Origin of the sequence: Acinetobacter pittii ANC 4050 (assembly GCF_000399685.1) — a bacterium.
Lineage (GTDB): Bacteria > Pseudomonadota > Gammaproteobacteria > Pseudomonadales > Moraxellaceae > Acinetobacter > Acinetobacter pittii_E.
Window position 1 is genome coordinate 419,404 of record NZ_KB976987.1, and the last position, 18,090, is coordinate 437,493.

The 18,090-nt window shown below is 38.9% G+C and carries 21 protein-coding genes; 13 read left to right on the forward strand and 8 right to left on the reverse strand.

The window, feature by feature from the left end; all coding sequences use genetic code 11:
- The first annotated feature begins 32 nt into the window (after positions 1 to 32).
- From aroA to pepD, 3 genes are all read left to right on the forward strand, one after another.
- Positions 33 to 2,279 carry a bifunctional prephenate dehydrogenase/3-phosphoshikimate 1-carboxyvinyltransferase gene (gene aroA, locus F931_RS05885; RefSeq protein WP_025470268.1) on the forward strand — a complete coding sequence of 749 codons (2,247 nt, stop codon included), beginning with the start codon at positions 33 to 35 and terminating at the stop codon, positions 2,277 to 2,279.
- A gap of 127 nt (positions 2,280 to 2,406) precedes the next feature.
- A complete protein-coding gene (locus F931_RS05890) occupies positions 2,407 to 2,790 on the forward strand; it encodes a hypothetical protein (RefSeq protein ID WP_016140494.1) in 384 nt (127 codons plus the stop codon).
- A gap of 166 nt (positions 2,791 to 2,956) precedes the next feature.
- Entirely contained in the window at positions 2,957 to 4,417 is a 1,461-nt protein-coding gene (gene pepD / locus F931_RS05895; RefSeq protein WP_016140495.1) for an aminoacyl-histidine dipeptidase, read from the forward strand.
- Between the two features lie 48 nt (positions 4,418 to 4,465).
- Here the strand turns inward: pepD and rnz are convergent, their stop codons facing one another.
- Both rnz and F931_RS05905 read right to left on the reverse strand, forming a co-directional pair.
- Positions 4,466 to 5,422 (reverse strand): ribonuclease Z, encoded by a 957-nt coding sequence (gene rnz / locus F931_RS05900; protein ID WP_016140496.1) that lies wholly within the window; start codon positions 5,420 to 5,422, stop codon positions 4,466 to 4,468.
- Between the two features lie 194 nt (positions 5,423 to 5,616).
- Complete coding sequence (locus tag F931_RS05905) at positions 5,617 to 6,249, reverse strand: alpha/beta hydrolase (protein WP_025470269.1); 633 nt, start codon at positions 6,247 to 6,249, stop codon at positions 5,617 to 5,619.
- Between the two features lie 125 nt (positions 6,250 to 6,374).
- Here F931_RS05905 and yaaA point away from each other — a divergent pair, with 125 nt between their 5' ends.
- On the forward strand, positions 6,375 to 7,154 hold the full coding sequence (gene yaaA, locus F931_RS05910) for a peroxide stress protein YaaA (RefSeq protein WP_016140498.1): 780 nt from the start codon (positions 6,375 to 6,377) through the stop codon (positions 7,152 to 7,154).
- A gap of 198 nt (positions 7,155 to 7,352) precedes the next feature.
- On the opposite strand, the gene thiG is transcribed toward yaaA, so the two are convergent.
- From thiG to F931_RS05935, 5 genes are all read right to left on the reverse strand, one after another.
- Positions 7,353 to 8,138 carry a thiazole synthase gene (thiG, locus tag F931_RS05915; protein WP_001154366.1) on the reverse strand — a complete coding sequence of 262 codons (786 nt, stop codon included), beginning with the start codon at positions 8,136 to 8,138 and terminating at the stop codon, positions 7,353 to 7,355.
- Between the two features lie 13 nt (positions 8,139 to 8,151).
- On the reverse strand, positions 8,152 to 8,349 hold the full coding sequence (gene thiS / locus F931_RS05920) for a sulfur carrier protein ThiS (RefSeq protein WP_016140499.1): 198 nt from the start codon (positions 8,347 to 8,349) through the stop codon (positions 8,152 to 8,154).
- Between the two features lie 13 nt (positions 8,350 to 8,362).
- Positions 8,363 to 8,728: a DUF423 domain-containing protein gene (locus F931_RS05925; RefSeq protein ID WP_016140500.1), complete on the reverse strand. Its 366-nt coding sequence runs from the start codon at positions 8,726 to 8,728 to the stop codon at positions 8,363 to 8,365.
- Between the two features lie 110 nt (positions 8,729 to 8,838).
- Positions 8,839 to 9,705 carry an RNA polymerase sigma factor RpoH gene (gene rpoH / locus F931_RS05930; protein ID WP_002115267.1) on the reverse strand — a complete coding sequence of 289 codons (867 nt, stop codon included), beginning with the start codon at positions 9,703 to 9,705 and terminating at the stop codon, positions 8,839 to 8,841.
- A gap of 133 nt (positions 9,706 to 9,838) precedes the next feature.
- Positions 9,839 to 10,084, reverse strand: coding sequence for a sulfurtransferase TusA family protein (locus F931_RS05935; RefSeq protein ID WP_016140501.1), 246 nt, complete (start codon positions 10,082 to 10,084; stop codon positions 9,839 to 9,841).
- 373 nt (positions 10,085 to 10,457) lie between these two features.
- On the opposite strand from F931_RS05935, the gene cspG reads away from it, so the two are divergent.
- Positions 10,458 to 10,670 carry a cold-shock protein gene (gene cspG, locus F931_RS05940; RefSeq protein ID WP_000126912.1) on the forward strand — a complete coding sequence of 71 codons (213 nt, stop codon included), beginning with the start codon at positions 10,458 to 10,460 and terminating at the stop codon, positions 10,668 to 10,670.
- A gap of 109 nt (positions 10,671 to 10,779) precedes the next feature.
- Complete coding sequence (rhlB, locus tag F931_RS05945; protein ID WP_016140502.1) at positions 10,780 to 11,931, forward strand: ATP-dependent RNA helicase RhlB; 1,152 nt, start codon at positions 10,780 to 10,782, stop codon at positions 11,929 to 11,931.
- A gap of 37 nt (positions 11,932 to 11,968) precedes the next feature.
- Here the strand turns inward: rhlB and F931_RS05950 are convergent, their stop codons facing one another.
- On the reverse strand, positions 11,969 to 12,349 hold the full coding sequence (locus F931_RS05950; protein ID WP_016140503.1) for a putative periplasmic lipoprotein: 381 nt from the start codon (positions 12,347 to 12,349) through the stop codon (positions 11,969 to 11,971).
- A gap of 204 nt (positions 12,350 to 12,553) precedes the next feature.
- Between F931_RS05950 and F931_RS05955 the strand changes: the two genes are divergently transcribed.
- The 7 genes from F931_RS05955 to F931_RS05985 all read left to right on the forward strand — a co-directional run bounded on the left by F931_RS05955 (position 12,554) and on the right by F931_RS05985 (position 18,080).
- Positions 12,554 to 13,129 carry a nitroreductase family protein gene (locus F931_RS05955; RefSeq protein ID WP_016140504.1) on the forward strand — a complete coding sequence of 192 codons (576 nt, stop codon included), beginning with the start codon at positions 12,554 to 12,556 and terminating at the stop codon, positions 13,127 to 13,129.
- 34 nt (positions 13,130 to 13,163) lie between these two features.
- On the forward strand, positions 13,164 to 14,237 hold the full coding sequence (gene gpsA / locus F931_RS05960) for an NAD(P)H-dependent glycerol-3-phosphate dehydrogenase (RefSeq protein WP_016140505.1): 1,074 nt from the start codon (positions 13,164 to 13,166) through the stop codon (positions 14,235 to 14,237).
- Between the two features lie 56 nt (positions 14,238 to 14,293).
- Positions 14,294 to 14,749, forward strand: coding sequence for a SixA phosphatase family protein (locus tag F931_RS05965; protein WP_016140506.1), 456 nt, complete (start codon positions 14,294 to 14,296; stop codon positions 14,747 to 14,749).
- Positions 14,750 to 14,773: 24 nt separating this feature from the next.
- Positions 14,774 to 15,913, forward strand: a complete 1,140-nt coding sequence (gspL, locus tag F931_RS05970; protein WP_016140507.1) for a type II secretion system protein GspL — start codon at positions 14,774 to 14,776, stop codon at positions 15,911 to 15,913.
- Positions 15,913 to 16,392, forward strand: coding sequence for a type II secretion system protein GspM (gene gspM / locus F931_RS05975; RefSeq protein ID WP_016140508.1), 480 nt, complete (start codon positions 15,913 to 15,915; stop codon positions 16,390 to 16,392). Before gspL ends, gspM begins: the two co-directional genes overlap by 1 nt.
- An 89-nt stretch (positions 16,393 to 16,481) precedes the next feature.
- Positions 16,482 to 17,486, forward strand: a complete 1,005-nt coding sequence (pyrD, locus tag F931_RS05980) for a quinone-dependent dihydroorotate dehydrogenase (protein WP_016140509.1) — start codon at positions 16,482 to 16,484, stop codon at positions 17,484 to 17,486.
- Positions 17,487 to 17,492: 6 nt separating this feature from the next.
- Complete coding sequence (locus F931_RS05985) at positions 17,493 to 18,080, forward strand: CvpA family protein (protein ID WP_016140510.1); 588 nt, start codon at positions 17,493 to 17,495, stop codon at positions 18,078 to 18,080.
- Positions 18,081 to 18,090: the final 10 nt, after the last annotated feature.

The window sequence follows — 18,090 nt, forward strand, 5'->3', positions numbered from 1 at the left end:
AAATAACTTTGAGCAAAAGCAAAGTTGAAGTTATGTCACAACCCCTATTTAAAAAAGTTGCATTTATTGGTTTAGGACTCATTGGGTCGAGTTTAGCTCGCGTTATTGTTGCCGAAAAGTTGGCGACAACTATCGTGGCATCTACACGCTCACAGAAAACTTTAGAAGATGCAAAATCACTTGGCTTAATACAAGAAGGATTTTCCGATCCTATTGAAGCCGTGGAAGGGGCAGATTTAGTTGTTTTAGCCTTGCCAGTGCGTGCAACACAAAAAGTACTTGAGCAAATTAAGCCTTATTTGTCAGAAACCACGATCTTAACCGATGTGGGAAGTACAAAAGGCAATGTGGTTGATGCAGCGAAAGCTGTATTTGGTAAAGATTTACCAGCAGGTTTTGTACCGGGACACCCTATTGCAGGTAGTGAACATACTGGTGTTCATGCGGGCAAGGTTGATCTATTTGCAAATCATAAAGTCATTTTAACGCCGTTACCAACAAGTGCAGAATGGGCAGTTGAGAAACTGATTCAACTTTGGTCGGCAGCCAAAGCTGAAGTCATTTGTATGGATGTTGCCAAGCATGATGAGGTTTTGGCGCATACCAGTCATTTACCGCACTTGATGGCATTTAATTTGGTCGAGCAACTTGCAAACCGTGAAGATAATCTTGATATTTTCCGTTATGCAGCCGGTGGTTTTCGTGATTTTTCGCGTATTGCTGCCAGTGATCCTCAAATGTGGCATGACATTTTCTTTGCCAATAAAACAGCGATATTAAATGCTGTAGATGGCTTCGAAAAACAACTTACCGTACTTAGAAAATTGATTGAAAACGAAGATTCTCATGCATTAATGGGTTTACTCGGCCATGCTCAGGCAGCACGTCAGCATTTCAATCATATGTTAGCCAAAAAACCTTTAATGGAGAAAAATAAGGTGACACAGCAATTCAGTATCTTACCGGGAAATAAGACCTTTAAAGGTAAATTTACCGTACCGGGTGACAAATCTGTGTCACATCGCTCCATTATGTTTGGTGCTATTGCAGAAGGCACTACCCACGTAACTGGCTTCCTTGAAGGCGAAGATGCTTTGGCAACTTTGCAGGCTTTCCGTGATATGGGGGTAAGCATTGAAGGCCCTAAAAATGGTGAAGTGACCATCCATGGCGTAGGCATGCATGGCTTAAAAGCACCGGCAAGTGCATTGTATATGGGTAACTCTGGAACGAGCATGCGTTTGCTTTCAGGCATGTTGTCTGCGCAAAAATTTGATTCAGTGATGACGGGTGATGCATCGCTTTCTAAACGTCCAATGGAGCGTATTGCTAAGCCATTACGTTTAATGGGGGCACAAATTCAAACAACAGGTGAAAAAGGTACACCACCTGTCAGCATTACGGGTAGTCAGCAATTAAAAGGCATTCAATACGACTTGCCAATGGCCTCTGCTCAAGTGAAGTCAGGTATTTTACTTGCTGGTTTATGGGCTGAAGGAGAAACTTCCGTCACTGAACTAGAACCAACTCGTGACCACACAGAGCGTATGCTTCGTGCATTTGGTTATGATGTTAAAACCGAAGGCAACAAGATTTCTCTAGTTGGTGGTGGTAAGTTAGTGGGTACTGATATTCAGGTGCCATCTGATATTTCATCTGCTGCTTTCTTTATGGTGGGTGCTGCAATTACTGAAGGATCCGATGTTGTTTTGGAAGCTGTAGGTATTAACCCTACACGTACTGGTGTAATTGAAATTTTAAAACAGATGGGTGCCGACCTCACTGTTGAAAATGAACGTATTGCTGGTGGTGAGCCTATTGCAGACATTCATATTAAAGGTTCACGCACGCTTAAAGGTATTCATATGCCTGAAGACCAAGTGCCTTTAGCAATTGATGAATTCCCAGCTTTATTTATTGCAGCAGCTTGTGCCGAAGGCCAAACGGTATTGACTGGTGCAGCAGAGCTTCGTGTGAAAGAATCTGACCGTATTCAAGTTATGGCAGATGGCTTAAAAATTATGGGCATTGATTGTACGCCAACTGAAGATGGCATCATTATCGAAGGTAAAGGCAAATCTGGCGATTGGTCACCAATTTTTGCTGGTGGTGAAATTGAATCACACCATGACCACCGTATTGCTATGAGCTTTAGTATGGCAGGTCTTCGTACTTCTGGCCCGATTACGATTCAAGGGACTGAAACGGTGGCCACAAGCTTCCCAACTTTCACTGAGTTGGCGAATCGTGCAGGCTTAACAATCGAAGTTAGCCAATAACTTTTTACCTAACACATTTTATAATTGCTAACACAATAGCAACGGCAGCAGCGGGCTAAAGGCTTGGCTGCTGTTTGTTTATTGCTTATGCTAAGCGCAGATAATGATAAAAGTGTTAGGACAAAGGATGAAAAAATTACAATTTATTGCCAGTTGCCCACAACATGGGGTGCTTGATCATCCACCAAATGAATGCCATATCACACAAGAATATGTAGCGGCTTTACTGTTTAAACAATTGGGACATTATGGCTTTGATGCACAACATATTGTGCATGAACATGAAAAAGTAGAAGTCAGTATTGATAATCATCTTTTACCCTTATCTATTACTTGCCAAAAAACAGATCATGAAGGGCATTTGATGTGTGAAATCTCTGCCAATCCTGATGAAGAACAAGACTGGTTTGAAAAGATTGAAACGCAAAGTATTATTCGTCAGCTTGCACAGGCCGTGGAAAATAGTCTGAAAGCTGATCAGAGTTTTTCAGCATTTGAATGGAAAAACTAAGTCTACGACTATTAAGACTTATTCATGAAGTACGGCTTTTTAAAAAAGTTGTACTCTTTAGATTAAAGATAAAAATACAAAATCTTTCCCGAAATCTCTACCTATCTTTAATGCATTGTGTATATTGAAATTATTAAGATATTTACATAATTAGAGTGTGGTTTTCATGACACAAGTTGATATTGCAGCATTATCTCCTCAAGTGATTTGGCAGCATTTTCAAACGCTTTGCACTATTCCGCGCCCATCAAAGCATGAGCAGCAACTTCGTGAATTTTTACAGAACTGGGCACAAAGTCGGAATTTAGAAACTTATGTAGATGAGGTCGGTAATTTAATTATCCGTAAGGATGCGACTGCGGGTAAAGAACATGTAGCTGGAGTTATTCTCCAAGGCCATTTAGATATGGTCACGCAGGCTAACACTGGCACAGTACACGACTTTTTTAAAGATCCGATTCGCCCAGTTCTTGAAGACGGCTGGTTAATTGCCAAAGACACTACTTTAGGGGCTGATAATGGCATTGGGGTAGCCTTAGCTTTGGCAGTTTTAGACTCAAATGATATTGCTCATGGGCCAATTGAAGTTCTTTTAACAGTTGATGAAGAAGCCGGTATGAGTGGTGCACGGCTTTTACAAGCAGGTGTGCTAAAAGGAAAATGGTTATTTAATATTGATACAGAAGAGTGGGGGGAGTTATATCTTGGATGTGCTGGCAGTATTGATGTTGAAGTTGAGCAACCGCTTAGTTATGAACCAATTCCTGAAAATTTGACGGTTGTAAATATTCAGGTGGCTGGTCTTAAAGGTGGTCACTCTGGAGTAGATATTCATTTAGGACGTGGCAATGCCAACGTTATTTTAGCCCGCTTTTTAAATGAGTATTTAGCAAAGCTTGGTGGACACCTTGTTGAGTTTACAGGTGGTACTGCTCGTAATGCTTTACCTCGCGAAGCTGTAGCGACTATTGCAATTTCATCTAACCAATTGCCTGAATTAGAAAAATTACTCGCTGAATATCAAACGATATGGAAAGACCAATTAAAGGGTATTGATGATAATTTGCAATTAACTATTCAACCTACTAGCGTTGAAACGAATCAAGTGATTATTCAACAACAGCAAAATGAATGGTTGCAGGCTTTGGCGACAAGTCCATACGGCGTTGCAAGTATGAGTCAAGCTTTACCAGACGTAGTTGAAACCTCAAATAATATTGGGGTTGTGAAATTAAATCGCGAAGGTGGAAAAGCTGTCCTAATGGTTCGCTCAATGGTGAATCAAGAAGCTCAAGATTTTGCAGAAAAAATTCAGACACATTTTAGTCAATTTAATATCAGTTCTACACTTACACCGTTAGTGTCGGGTTGGACACCAAATCCAGATTCGGCTGCTCTAAAGTGCTTACAACACGCATATCAAAAGGCTTTTAATATTGAACCAAATCTTAAAGTGATTCATGCTGGTTTGGAGTGTGGGATTATTGCTGAACACTATCCAGACTTACAAATGGTATCGTTTGGACCTGATATTCAAGGTGCACATGCACCGGGTGAACGAGTTAAAGTAGATACTGTAGAGAAATGCTGGAAGCTACTGGTAACAGCTTTAGCATCTGTAGAGTAATTTTTTAGAAATAAGAAGCTCAGTCATGAGCTTCTTCAACTTTAACTTTTACTCGACTTTTAAAAGCTGTCCAGCTTCATTTAAAGTAAATTCATCAAAATCATTTGCTAAATAAAAATGACCTTTATAAAATTGGCGAACTTCTTCGGTAATAGCTTGCTGTCCAATTTTATCCTGATGCCTAGGACTAAAATGTGTCAGAATTAAATTACTTAAAGATTGCTGTTCCGCAAACTCAGCGACCATTTTTGCTGAGCTATGCATTGGTCCTTTACCAACTTTATCCAAAACCGTTTGTAAATAAGTCGATTCATGAATAAGTAATTGAGCATCTTTGCAAGCATCTGCTAATAGTTCAGGTTGATCATTATCACCACCTATAACTGCGTGGATTTGCTGATTCTGAACTTTGATAAAGTCTTTCGATTTTAAAATTCGTCCTTCAAACTCAACATCATAACCTCGTTTTAAATGTCCCCAGATATCGCCTTTAGGTACACCAAGCTGAGTTAAAGTTTGGATATCTAACTTCTTCTGTGTAGATTTTATATAAACACTAAAGGCAAAACTTGGGACACGATGGCTAAGAGGATGGGCTTGAACAATAAACTCATCAGAGATCTGCTGAGACTGTATTACCTCATTAACATCAATAAAATTGATGGGATAGGGCAAATATAAATCTGTAAGTTGGGCTGTAATTTCAAACCATTGCTGTATCTCTTTGGGTGCAATCACGGTTAGTGGTTTGGTACGAGCATTCATGCCTGCACTTGCCAATAAGCCAACTAGACCGTAACAATGGTCCCCGTGAACATGTGTAATACAAATGGCTATTAGGTTTTGTAAGGATAGTCTAGCTTGTTGAAGGCGGTGCTGTGTACCTTCACCAGCATCAATTAAAATCCAGTCCTTATTTCTGCTGTTACGAACCGCTAATCCTGAAACATTACGTGTCAGAGTGGGTACACCTGAAGATGTGCCTAAAAAAGTAAAATGAAGCATATTGTTGGAATTTTTTAGTCAAATGCGTGAAGTTATTATAGACACTTATTAAAATTTTATAAGAATCAGGGTAAACGATAATGATAGAGTAAAAAATATTTGGCCCGTTTTGGATTAAGTTGGAATAATTTTTAGCAGTTACAGTGCTTATGAAATGATGGACATAGACTCGATCTATGTCCATCAAATACCCTTTATTTCATGATAATAAAGCGTGTAATGATTTGACGAAGCTGTTTTAAATAACCTGTAAAAAAGTGATTAGCGCCCGGTAATATTGTAATTGGATGCTTTTGAGGTTTTGCCCATGCAATCGCATCTGAAAGCAAGGTAATGTCATCTTGCTCACCATGAATGAGTAGAATATCACCTTGAATTTCAGGAGTTTTATAGTGACGTAAACCTACTACAGTAGCTGTTGGTAAACCACATAAAATTAACTGTACAGGTCGTAATTCAGGTTCAAGCTGTGCAAAGCATTTTGCTAAAACATGTGAGCCAAAGCTAAAACCACCTGCATAAAACGGTAAGCCTTCATGAAGCTTACGGACATGTTCAATTACAGCTAAGATATCTTCGGTTTCACCATGACCTTCATCATGAATACCTTCACTACCGCCTAAACCACGAAAACTCGGGCGGTAAACAATGCAACCATATTCATTAAAGATTTGGGTTAAAAGGGCAGGGACTTTATGTTGAGGGGTTCCACCTTGCAATGGGTGCGGATGACAAACAACCGCAAAGCCTTTGATTTCACCTTCAGGGCGGTCAACGAAAAGTTCAATTTTACCTACTGGACCCTGGATGAAAGTTTGCTCAGACATATAAGAACCGCTAAATAACAATACGTATTCCTATTTTACCGATAGTCGTCATTGAAAACACAAGTTAGCATTAAAAAATATCTACTGTTATAGTTGGCATTAATAATAATTTTTTCAGGTTGTCTATGCTTGCTTTAATTTCTCCTGCAAAAACTTTAGATTATGAAACAGCGTTACCTACAGATGAGTTTACTCAGCCTCGCTTGTTAGAACATTCAGCACAATTAATTGATGTTAGCCGTAAACTTTCTGCTTCAGAAATTGCAAGCTTAATGAGTGTCAGTGAAAAAATTGCCACACTAAATGCAGACCGATTTAGAGATTGGAAGCCCGAGTTTGATTTTTCAAACGCTCGTCAGGCGATTTATGCATTTAAGGGTGATGTTTATACTGGATTAGATGCTTATCACTTAAAAGACAAAGATATTGATTTTGCACAGCACCATTTACGTATGTTATCGGGCTTGTATGGTTTGTTGCGTCCTTTGGATTTAATGATGCCGTATCGTCTTGAGATGGGTACTAAATTAAAAAATACTCGCGGTCACAATTTGTATGAATTCTGGGGTGACATTATCACCAATCAGATTAATGAAGATTTGGCCGCAATTAAATCTGAATTGTTGGTAAATCTAGCTTCAGATGAATATTACAAATCGGTTAATGAGAAAAAAATTAAGGCCGAAATTGTGAAACCTGTTTTCCTTGACCAGAAAAATGGCAAATATAAAGTCATTAGTTTCTATGCGAAAAAAGCACGCGGTTTAATGGCTCGTTTTATTATTGAAAACCAATTAAATAAAGCTGATGACATCAAAGCATTTAATACCGAAGGTTACTACTTTGATGCTGAGAATTCATCAGCAAAAGAGTTGGTATTTAAACGTGATGAGCAACAGGCTTAGTCTTACTCAACGTGAACTCTCGTAAGCGATAACTATCGTGAGGTGGTATGGATGCCACCGTTTCGCTGTATTACATGGATGTAATATCAGCGAAACAAAAGATTTTTGTTACTTTTCGTCTTTGAAAAGTAAAATGCCTATAAAAGTCGCATGGGCGTTATAACGACAATTAAAGGCTGTGTTATCGCAAGAAATAAATTATTTAAAGAAATAACCTGTTTCTGGTGAGCTTGCATTTGCCATGCGTTTACGTGGCATACGACCAGCTAAAAATGCTTCACGACCTGCTTCTACAGCCTTCTTCATTGCAGAAGCCATCAAAATAGGATTTTGAGCAGCTGCAATAGCAGTATTCATGAGTACGCCGTCACAACCGAGTTCCATTGCAATAGCAGCGTCACTTGCTGTACCAACCCCTGCATCTACCAAAACTGGCACTTTTGCATTTTCTTTAATAATTGAAATGGTATGTGGATTTAAAATGCCCAAACCCGAGCCAATCAGACTTCCTAAAGGCATAATTGCAACACAACCCATACTTTCGAGTTCTTGCGCAATGATAGGGTCATCCGAGGTATAAACCATAATCTCAAAACCATCATCAATCAAAGTTCGAGCCGCTTTTAGGGTCTCGGTTACATTTGGATATAAGGTTTTCTCATCGCCCAAAACTTCAAGTTTTACTAGGTTATGACCATCTAGAAGTTCACGCGCTAACATACAAGTCCGTACTGCGCTGTCAGCATCAAAACAACCTGCGGTATTTGGCAAGATTGTATATTTTTCTGGCGGAATAACTGAGAGTAAGTTTGGTTGATCTGGATTTTGTCCAATATTCACACGGCGGATTGCGACGGTTACGATTTCTGCACCACTGGCTTGAATAGCTAAATCCGTTTCATTTAAGTCTTTATATTTGCCAGTTCCGACCAATAAACGAGATTGAAAAGAACGTGAACCAATAATGAGAGGGGTGTCTTGCATGGATAACTCCGACTTAGCCGCCGCCAACAGCGTGAATAATTTCGATACGGTCATGTTGAGCAATATAAATTTGCTCTAATTTGCTTTTAGAAACGATTTGCTGATTGTGTTCTACAGCAAAGCGTTTTCCTTCAAGTGCCAGTTCCTGAATGAGTTGCAACAGGTTTTGACAAGGCGTGTCCGTTAATTCGCCATTTAAATAAATTTGCATGATCACATTCCGATTATTTTGCGTATTTGAAAGCATTCCAAGCCAAGACCAGCCATCCAGCAATCATTAAGGCTCCACCGATTGGTGTAATTGCACCTAATATTCGTGGTAAACCTAGCGCCATGATGTAAAGCGAACCACAAAAAAATAGAATACCAATCTGGATAAGTAGAAAAGATAACTTGATTGGGAAATGAGGAAGAACCTTACTTAAAATACCAAGCGCCAATAGACCTAGTGCATGATAAAAAAAGTAGTCGGTTGCAGTATGCCACCAAGCAAGTTGCTCGGGACCCGCATGAGCTTTAAGACCATGTGCTCCAAAAGCACCCAACATGACTGCAAAGGCAAGATTAAGGGCTGAAATGGCAATCCACATAACAAAAAACGCAATTGAATAATGAAAAGCAACGTTAACATAGATTGGGTTGGCTAAACATAGCCAGATAAAACAAAAGGGCGAATCGCCCTTTTATTTTTTCATTTATTTTAGCTTGCTGACATGGCAGTTTTAATCTTTTCCATCGCATTCTTTTCAAGCTGACGGATACGCTCTGCAGAAACATTATATTCAGCCGCTAACTCATGAAGAGTAGATTTGTCATCATCTAACCAGCGGCGTTGCAAAATATTACGTGAACGGTCATCTAACTGGTCCATTGCATCATGCAAAGCTGAAGTACTTTGCTCTTCCCAGTCTTCGTTTTCGACTAAACGAGCCGGGTCATAGCGGTTATCTTCAAGATACAACGCAGGAGCAGTATGTGGGGTGTCGTCATCGTCATCGCCTTGCGCCTCAAAAGCAGCATCATAGGCAGTTAAACGACCTTCCATTTCCAAAACTTGCTCTGGTGTTACATTTAAGTCATTGGCAATCGATTGAGCTTCTTCGAGCGTAAGTTTTTTACTCGATTTTTTTAGACTACGTAAATTGAAAAATAATTTACGCTGAGCTTTTGTCGTTGCAATTTTGACAATACGCCAGTTGCGAATAACGTATTCATGAATTTCTGCCTTAATCCAATGGACGGCAAAAGATACTAAACGTACACCCATATTTGGGTCGAAACGTTTCACGGCTTTCATTAAGCCTAAATTACCTTCTTGAATAAGGTCGCCTTGTGGTAGGCCATAACCTGCATAGCTGCGCGCAATATGAACGACAAAGCGTAAATGCGACATTACCAGCATTTTTGCGGCATCAAGATCTTGGTCATAATAATAACGCTCAGCAAGTTCTTTTTCTTGCTCGGCCGTTAAAATAGGAATCTGATTGACAGTACTGATATATGCACCAAGGTTTACACCGGGCGCAGACAATGACAGGGGCATCAATTGATTGCTGCTGTCACTCATGAGTTCTCCTTATAGGATCGAATGGGATAACCAATAAATTCATCTTAATTTGAATCAGCTTCATAATTAAGGAAAATTGGGTAGAGAAATGTAAAATTTTATGCAATTTCTAATCTTTTAGTTTAGCAAAGAATTATTGAGTTTCAATTAAATAGTGAAATTCTCTCTCTGATACGTGTGTAGTTTGACACATAAAATGATGCAAACCACAGTAACGAGTTACATCAATTTCGCTATGAGGATCTGACGATTTTAATAAAAATTGTTGTTTGCCTGACGCTTTTTTAAGTTCACGCTTTAGCATTAACAATGGCATTGGGCAGGGCTGCCCAAGGGCATTAATTTCAATGGGTGCTGTATTAGAAGAAGTATTGCTCATTCATCATCAAAACAACTAAAAAAAATATTCTAACAAATTTTTAGTAAATACAGCATATTTTATGGAACAAGATAGTGGCAATTTCTATAAAAAATATTGTAATAAGCTGTTTAAAAAAAGAACTAAAAATAGGGGAAATAATTGAAAAAAATTCTATTAATTGTCATAAACCCGTGTTAAGCTCGAACCGTTTTAGGATTTACCACACAATCAAATTGATTTAATAACCCTATAACAAATGGATGTAACCGGAAATTGTTGATAGTTTTACAGAATGATTACAAGCTTTAAGATTATAAATATTTTAAAACCTTGTTTGCTCTGCTGTTTGCAACACCGGAAGGTCCTTTTTTCAACATCTGAGGATTGACTTATGACAGCTCGTGAACAAGGCGTAGTAAAGTGGTTTAATGACACTAAAGGCTTTGGTTTTATTCAACGTAACGGCGGTGACGATGTATTCGTTCATTTCCGTGCGATCGTAGGTGACGGTCACCGTTCTTTACGTGACGGCCAACGTGTAGAATTTAGCGTAGTTCAAGGCCAAAAAGGTTTTCAAGCTGAAAACGTTCAGCCTTTAGACTAAGACTAATTCATCTTTTTGATGAATGATGGACGCTCCAATTTTTGAATTGGGGCGTTTTTGTTTATAATGATCTTCTCATTCGAGAGATTGTTTGTTAGAGCACGTATTTATGACATCTGGTTTTGAAACCTTGAATTTACATCCGCAACTTAAAAAGGCGATTGATGCTTTAGGGTTTACTCAAATGACCCCAATTCAGCAAAAGGTTTTAAAATATACATTAGCCGGGCATGATGCAATTGGGCGAGCACAGACAGGAACTGGTAAAACAGCTGCCTTTCTGATTAGTGTAATTAATGATTTACTCAATAATCCGGTTCAAGAGCAGCGTTTCCGTGGTGAGCCACGTGCCTTAATTTTGGCACCCACTCGTGAATTGGCGTTGCAAATTGAAAGTGATGCAAAGCTACTCACAAAATTCTCAGATTTGCACCTTGTAACATTATTAGGTGGTGTAGATTTTGATAAGCAAAAGAAACAGCTAGATGCTAATTTTGTCGATATCATGGTCGCTACACCTGGGCGTCTAATTGATTTTGTAGAACAAAAAGAAGTTTGGCTCGATCAAATTGAATTTTTAGTGATTGATGAAGCTGACCGTTTACTGGACATGGGTTTTATTCCTTCTGTAAAACGTATTGTCCGTTACTCTCCGCGTAAGGAACAACGTCAAACGCTGATGTTCTCTGCGACGTTTAGTTATGATGTTTTGAATTTGGCGAGACAATGGTTGTTTGAACCGATCACTGTTGAAATTGAGCCTGAGCAAAAAACGAATAACGATGTAGAGCAACGAGTGTATGTCGTGGCTAAACAAGATAAATATCGTTTATTACAAGATATCTTGCGTGAAGAGCCGATCGATAAAGTCATGATTTTTGCTAATCGACGTGATCAGGTGCGCCGTCTTTATGATCATTTAAAGAAAGATGGATATAGAGTCGGTATGCTTTCAGGTGAGATTGCTCAAGATAAACGTTTAAAAATGCTAGAGCAATTTAAGCAAGGTAAACATAATATTATGATTGCGACGGATGTTGCTGGTCGTGGTATTCATGTAGATGGCGTATCACATGTCATTAACTTTACTTTGCCTGAGCAGTCTGATGATTATGTACACCGTATTGGTCGTACAGGTCGCGCTGGGTCACAAGGTGTAAGTATTAGTTTTCTTTCAGAAGATGATGCCTTTTATTTACCCGAAATTGAAAAAGCAATTGGTAAGAAATTACCACTGACCAGATTAGATGGTTACTGCTAATAAAAAAATCCCAATCATTTGATTGGGATTTTTTTAATTAATTAATTTTACAATAGAAAGTAAGTGTTGTTTGATAGTCATCATCTTTTGCTAAAGATGCATTTTTACCAGTCAATGTACCAATAACACCTGCCGCAGCTTCAACCATTTGGCCAGTTTTTTCACTTACAACATCTTTTAATACACCATTGTAGGTTGTTTTTTCATCCACAACGACTGGTGAAGTGCTTTTTGAGCAAGTTTTTTGAGCTGCTGTAATTGCATTGTTTTTTGCAATTAAATTGGTTTTGCCAATACCTGTAACTTCAAACTGATTATTTTCTTTCTGAACTGCTAGAGTGTTTTTAGGAGTAGTTGCACAAGCACCAAGTAATAAAACAACACCGCTCATTGCGCTCGCTAAAATTATTTTTTTCATAATTCACCTAAAGTTAATCGCTAAAAGATATTGCCATTTGAACACAGGTTTTCTAATTGATTTTGAATACGTTGTATGAGTTTTGATGTTTTGTATTAAAAAATGTCAAAGTGTGAGTTCGCTAATTTTATAAGCTAGATTCAATGGTGGATTAACGGTAGATTATGCTAATCTATTTTGAATTTTTGAGTTAGATCAATATTAATGACGGATTCAGCAATACAAATAATTCACCAAAATATTCATCAGCGTCAGTCTATTGGCCAATTAGTTGAGCCAGCTCCAAATACAGAGCAATTAGAGTTAGCTTTCCAAGCAGCTTTGACAGCTCCAGATCATCATAGACTTAAGCCAACACGTTTTGTGATAGTTTCGGGCGAACAACGTGCTGCTTTTGGAGAAGTGCTAGCAAAGGCTTTGGCGGATTTTGGTGAAACTGATCCCGCTCAACTCGAACGAGTTAAACAACATCCTTTTCGCGCCCCGCTACTCATTTTGGCGCTTACACAATTACAAGATCATCCAAAAGTACCGCATTTTGAACAAATCTTAAGTACAGGGGCTGCAGTACAAAATCTTTTGTTATCTTTGCAAGCTCAAGGGTTTTCGACCATGTGGCGTAGTGGTGCAGTTGTCGAATCAAATTGGTTAAAACAGCATTTAGGCCTGCAAGCCCGTGATTTAATTTCAGGTATTATTTACGTCGGTACGGCAGCTAAAGTAATTGCACCCCGTGCAGATATTGAAAGTAAAGAATTCGTAAAAGTTTGGCAGGCTTAAAAGTCTGTAAAAGTAAGAAATAGGATAATAAAAGATGGCTGAATTTAAGTTTACAGATTTGGTAGAACCTGTTGCGGTTGATAAAAAAACCGCTTTACGTATTACCGTTCTAGGGGGAGGGAGCTTCGGAACGGCTATGGCAAATTTAGCTGCACGTAACGGTTGCGATACCATGATCTGGATTCGTGATGCCGAAACAGCTGAGGAAATTAATAAAACCCACATTAATAAACGTTATTTGCCGGATTTTACTTTAGAGTCATCATTACGTGCCGTGTCTGATCTTGAGCAAGCCGTGTGTGACCGAGATATTATTTTGGTCGCAATTCCAAGTCACTCATTCCGTGATGTCTTAAAACAAATTGCTCCATATATTACTGCACAAGCGGTTGTTTCTTTAACCAAGGGTATTGAAGCTAAAACTTTCAGCTTCATGAGCGATATTATTCGTGAAGAATTGCCAGAAGTGCCTTATGGTGTGCTATCAGGTCCAAACCTTGCAAAAGAAATTATGGCAGGTATGCCGTCTGGTACCGTTATTGCTAGTGATTCGGAATTAGTTCGTTATGCTGTGCAACATGCTCTGCATAGTGCTCTATTCCGTGTTTTTGGTAGTGATGATGTGCACGGTGTGGAATTAGGTGGTGCGCTTAAAAATATTTATGCGGTTGCAATGGGAATTGGTGCCGCTTATAAGATTGGTGAAAACACCAAGAGTATGATTTTAACCCGTGCTCTGGCCGAGATGAGTCGTTTTGCAGTAAAACAAGGTGCAAATCCACTTACATTCTTGGGGTTGTCTGGTGTGGGGGATTTATTCGCGACTTGTAATAGTCCTTTAAGCCGTAATTATCAGATTGGCTATGCTTTAGGTTCGGGTAAAACACTTGATCAAGCCAGTAAAGAGTTGGGTCAGACAGCAGAAGGCATCAATACGATCGTTCAGGTGCGTGGTAAAGCAGAAGAACTAGATGTTTATATGCCTATTACCAACGCTCTATATGAAGTTATTTTTGAAGGGGCGCCTCCTTTAAATATTGCATTATCTCTTATGAAAAACGGACATCGTAGTGATGTAGAATTTGTTTTACCTCATCACGAAGTCTGAAGAAGAAATGTCATAAATTGTGGTTATAATGCAAGAATTATTAACAAGGAAAATTTATGCAACTGACATTGGTTCGCCATGGGGAAGCCGCTCCACCTGTGAATGGTAACGACACTAAACGCCCTCTTACTGCTCGTGGACACGCTCAAGCTGAACAAACAGCAACATTTTTAAAAGATATTGTTAAGCCTGACATTTTTGTAGTTAGTCCTTTACTACGTGCTCAAGAAACATTGGCACATATTCAAGCGTATTTTAAAGATGTGCCTGTGCTGTTATGCGATAAAATTAAACCAGACGATAATGCGAAAGAAGCAATTGAGTGGTTGTCTCAGGTTCCTTATGAGTCAATTGTAGTGGTGTGTCATATGAATGTAGTAGGACATATTGCTGAACTGCTGACTCATGAAAGCTTTAATCCGTTTGCATTGGCTGAAGCCCGAATTTATGATCAAGCTGTGATTGCAACTGGTTTATCAACACAAAAAAATAGTTTTATACCCACAATATAATTAAAAAAGGTTATTTCGCCCATTATGCTGTATTTATGGATGCCTGAAACCAATGGAATATGGCATTGGTCTAACGGAGAAAACTGGTTACAGGCTGCAAGTCTGGATCAATTAATACAAGACCTACAATTGCATCAAGGAAAAGAGGCTGTCGTCTTTTTTCCTAGTCGTCATGCTCAGGTATTCCAGCAACAAATAGCAAAGTCTCATTACAAGCAACTCGGAGCAGATGGTGTTAAATATTTGCTTGAAGAGTTTGTAACTTTGCCAATTGATCACATGAAAGTGGTTCATCATTTTCATGCTGATCAATTAACAATATTGGGCGTCGCAAAAACTACTGTGGAAACATGGCAACATGCGATGAATTTGTTGCCAATCAAGCTCGTTGCTTTGTTACCAGACTTTTTGATTTTGCCGGAGCCTCAAGATCAACAAGTTATTCTGTGTAATATTGATCAAAAATTACTGGCGCGCGAAAGTAAGTGGGTAGGTAATTCACTGGATGATTTGGGATTGTTTTTGGAGTTCCAGCCAGTTGAAACACATTATCAATATAGTGGGCTGACTGTAGAACAGTTAGAAAGCTTAGAAGCAGCTTCTAGTGTTGAGCAACGTTCAGAATTTTTTTATGAGTTTCAGGGCTTAGATAAACCTAAACAGCATCCTTTTAATGTTTTACCAAAAGCCAAAGGGCAAGAGCAGACGGTTTCTGGGTACTGGAAAGCATGTGCGGTTATTGTTTTAGCAATAATTGTGGTTCAGTTTAGCTATGATTTGTTGCGTTGGGTGAAATTAAGAAATGTAGCCAATCAAACAGCTGAGCAGACAATTGAGCAATATAAATATTGGTTTGGTCCTTCTAGTCGTGTAAATGAACAAAATATAAAAAGCCAATTTGAAAGTCATTTAAGAATGAGTAAACAGGGTGACACACAAGCACTCTCTCTGTTGAGCCGTGTTGGACCTATTTTAATGCAAAGACAAATTTTAGCTCAGCAGTTAAATTATGATGCTTCTACACTAACCATGGCCTTAAAAGCAAAATCGGGAGATGATTTGCAAGCTTTAACACAGCAGCTTAATCAGCAAGGTTTCAAGGCAGAGTTAGGTAATATTCAAGCCGATGGTGGTGGGGCAATTGGGGTGGTGAAAATACAATAATGAAAATGTTAGCTCAATTGCAAAACCGGTTTGATCAGTGGATTGAACAAATCAATCAATATTTAGACCGTTTAACTGTCCGTGAACGTATCATGGTGGTCTTTACTACAATTTTTGTTGTAGTGGCTATTATTGGAGCTTCACTTTGGAAAATGCATTCCTTAGCAGAACAACAGCAACAGCGCCTAAATGATTTAAAAGATTTGATGGTGTGGATGCAAAGTAATGCAGTCACGATGAAACCTGCGAGTGAGCTTGAGTTGGGTCAAGCAGAAAAAATACAACGTGTAGCTCAACAACAAGGGTTAACTGTTACTTCTCAACAAAATGGTGAGCAGTTACAAATTATTGTTACTCATCAGAATTACGCAATTTTAGCGAACTTTTTAACCCAACTGGCGCAAATGGGCTTAAGTATTGAAAAAATGGAAATGGTTTCAAGTGAAGGTCAGATTAAATTAACAGCGACGGTTCAATAACATATTAAAATATGCTGGTCTTAAGCATGGTGTTTTGTGCTCCCTGTGCCTATAATATGCCTACCTAAAATCAGTAGATTGTGATTGGTATGTTATATTCACTTGCTCGCCCGATGTTGTTTAGTTTAGCACCAGAGCGTGCCCATGAATTAACATTATCTATGCTTGATAAAGCACATAAGTTCGGCCTGCTACGTCAGAGCGTAGAAGCGAAACCAACGACTTGTATGGGAATTGAATTTCCAAATCCGGTAGGTTTGGCAGCTGGACTTGATAAAAATGGTGCACACATTGATGCACTGGCAGGTCTAGGATTCGGTTTTATTGAAATTGGAACCATTACGCCTCGCCCTCAGTCGGGTAATCCGCAGCCCCGCTTATTCCGTATTCCTGAAGCTAAAGCCATTATTAACCGCATGGGATTTAATAATGATGGCGTTGATAAGTTGATTGAAAATGTCAAAGCTTCAAAGTTTAAAGGGATTTTAGGCATTAATATTGGTAAGAATGCCGATACGCCTGTAGAAAAGGCTGTCGATGATTACCTAATTTGCCTAGAGAAAGTTTATAACTACGCTTCTTATATTACCGTTAATATTTCATCTCCAAATACTAAGAACTTAAGAAGTTTACAAAGTGGTGATGCATTAACTGAATTATTGCAAACCTTAAAAGAAAGACAACTTGAGCTAGCCGAACAATATAACCATTATGTTCCTTTGGTTCTAAAAGTTGCACCTGATTTAACAGCTGAAGATGTTGAATTTATTGCAGCACAATTATTGCATTTTAAAATTGATGGTTTAATTGTTACCAATACGACTTTATCAAGAGAAGGTGTAGAAAATCTTCCTAATGGTAACGAGTCGGGTGGTTTATCAGGCGCACCTGTTTTTGAAAAAAGTACAGAATGCTTACGTTTGTTTGCCCAAACATTAAAAGGACAAATCCCGTTAATTGGCGTGGGTGGAATTTTGTCGGGTGAACAAGCAGCAGTAAAACAGCAAGCTGGAGCAACATTAGTACAGATCTATAGTGGGCTGATTTATACCGGTCCTATTCTAGTGAAACAATGTGTTGCATCTATGTCATAAGTGAATATGAACACAATTGATATCATTATTCTGATACTTTTGCTCATTGGGGGGCTAAACGGTTTGCGACAAGGATTTATCAAAGCCTTTGCGAACTTGGTAGGATGGGTCATTGCATTAATTATGGGTGCAAAATATGCTGTCCTTCTTGCGCCGTCTATGTCGGGTTTAAGTCATGATCCAGTGGTTCAAAAAATTGCAGCTTTTGCATTTATAGCACTTTTGATCATTGTTTTAACATGGATCGTCTCTGCATTTTTAAATGGCCTCTTGAAAAGTCTGAAATTGGGGCCATTAAATCGTTTAGCAGGTGGTGCTTTTGGTTCTTTAAAGGGTTTGTTGGTTGTACTAATTACAATGCAGGGTGTAGGGCCTTGGGTTGAGAGTTCACCACACTGGAAGCAATCCAAGCTTATACAGTATTTATTGCCATATGCCCCTTTAGCTACAGAGTTATCTAAAGATGCAGCAAGTGAGGCATTTCATCAAATAACATCTGGAGGTAGTGCATCAGGCGCTCCTTCAAAACCAATGGACAAATCGGAAGATTTAGAAAGCCGATCTGACCATTCGACAAAGAATCCTTTTTATTAATTCCTAGCTT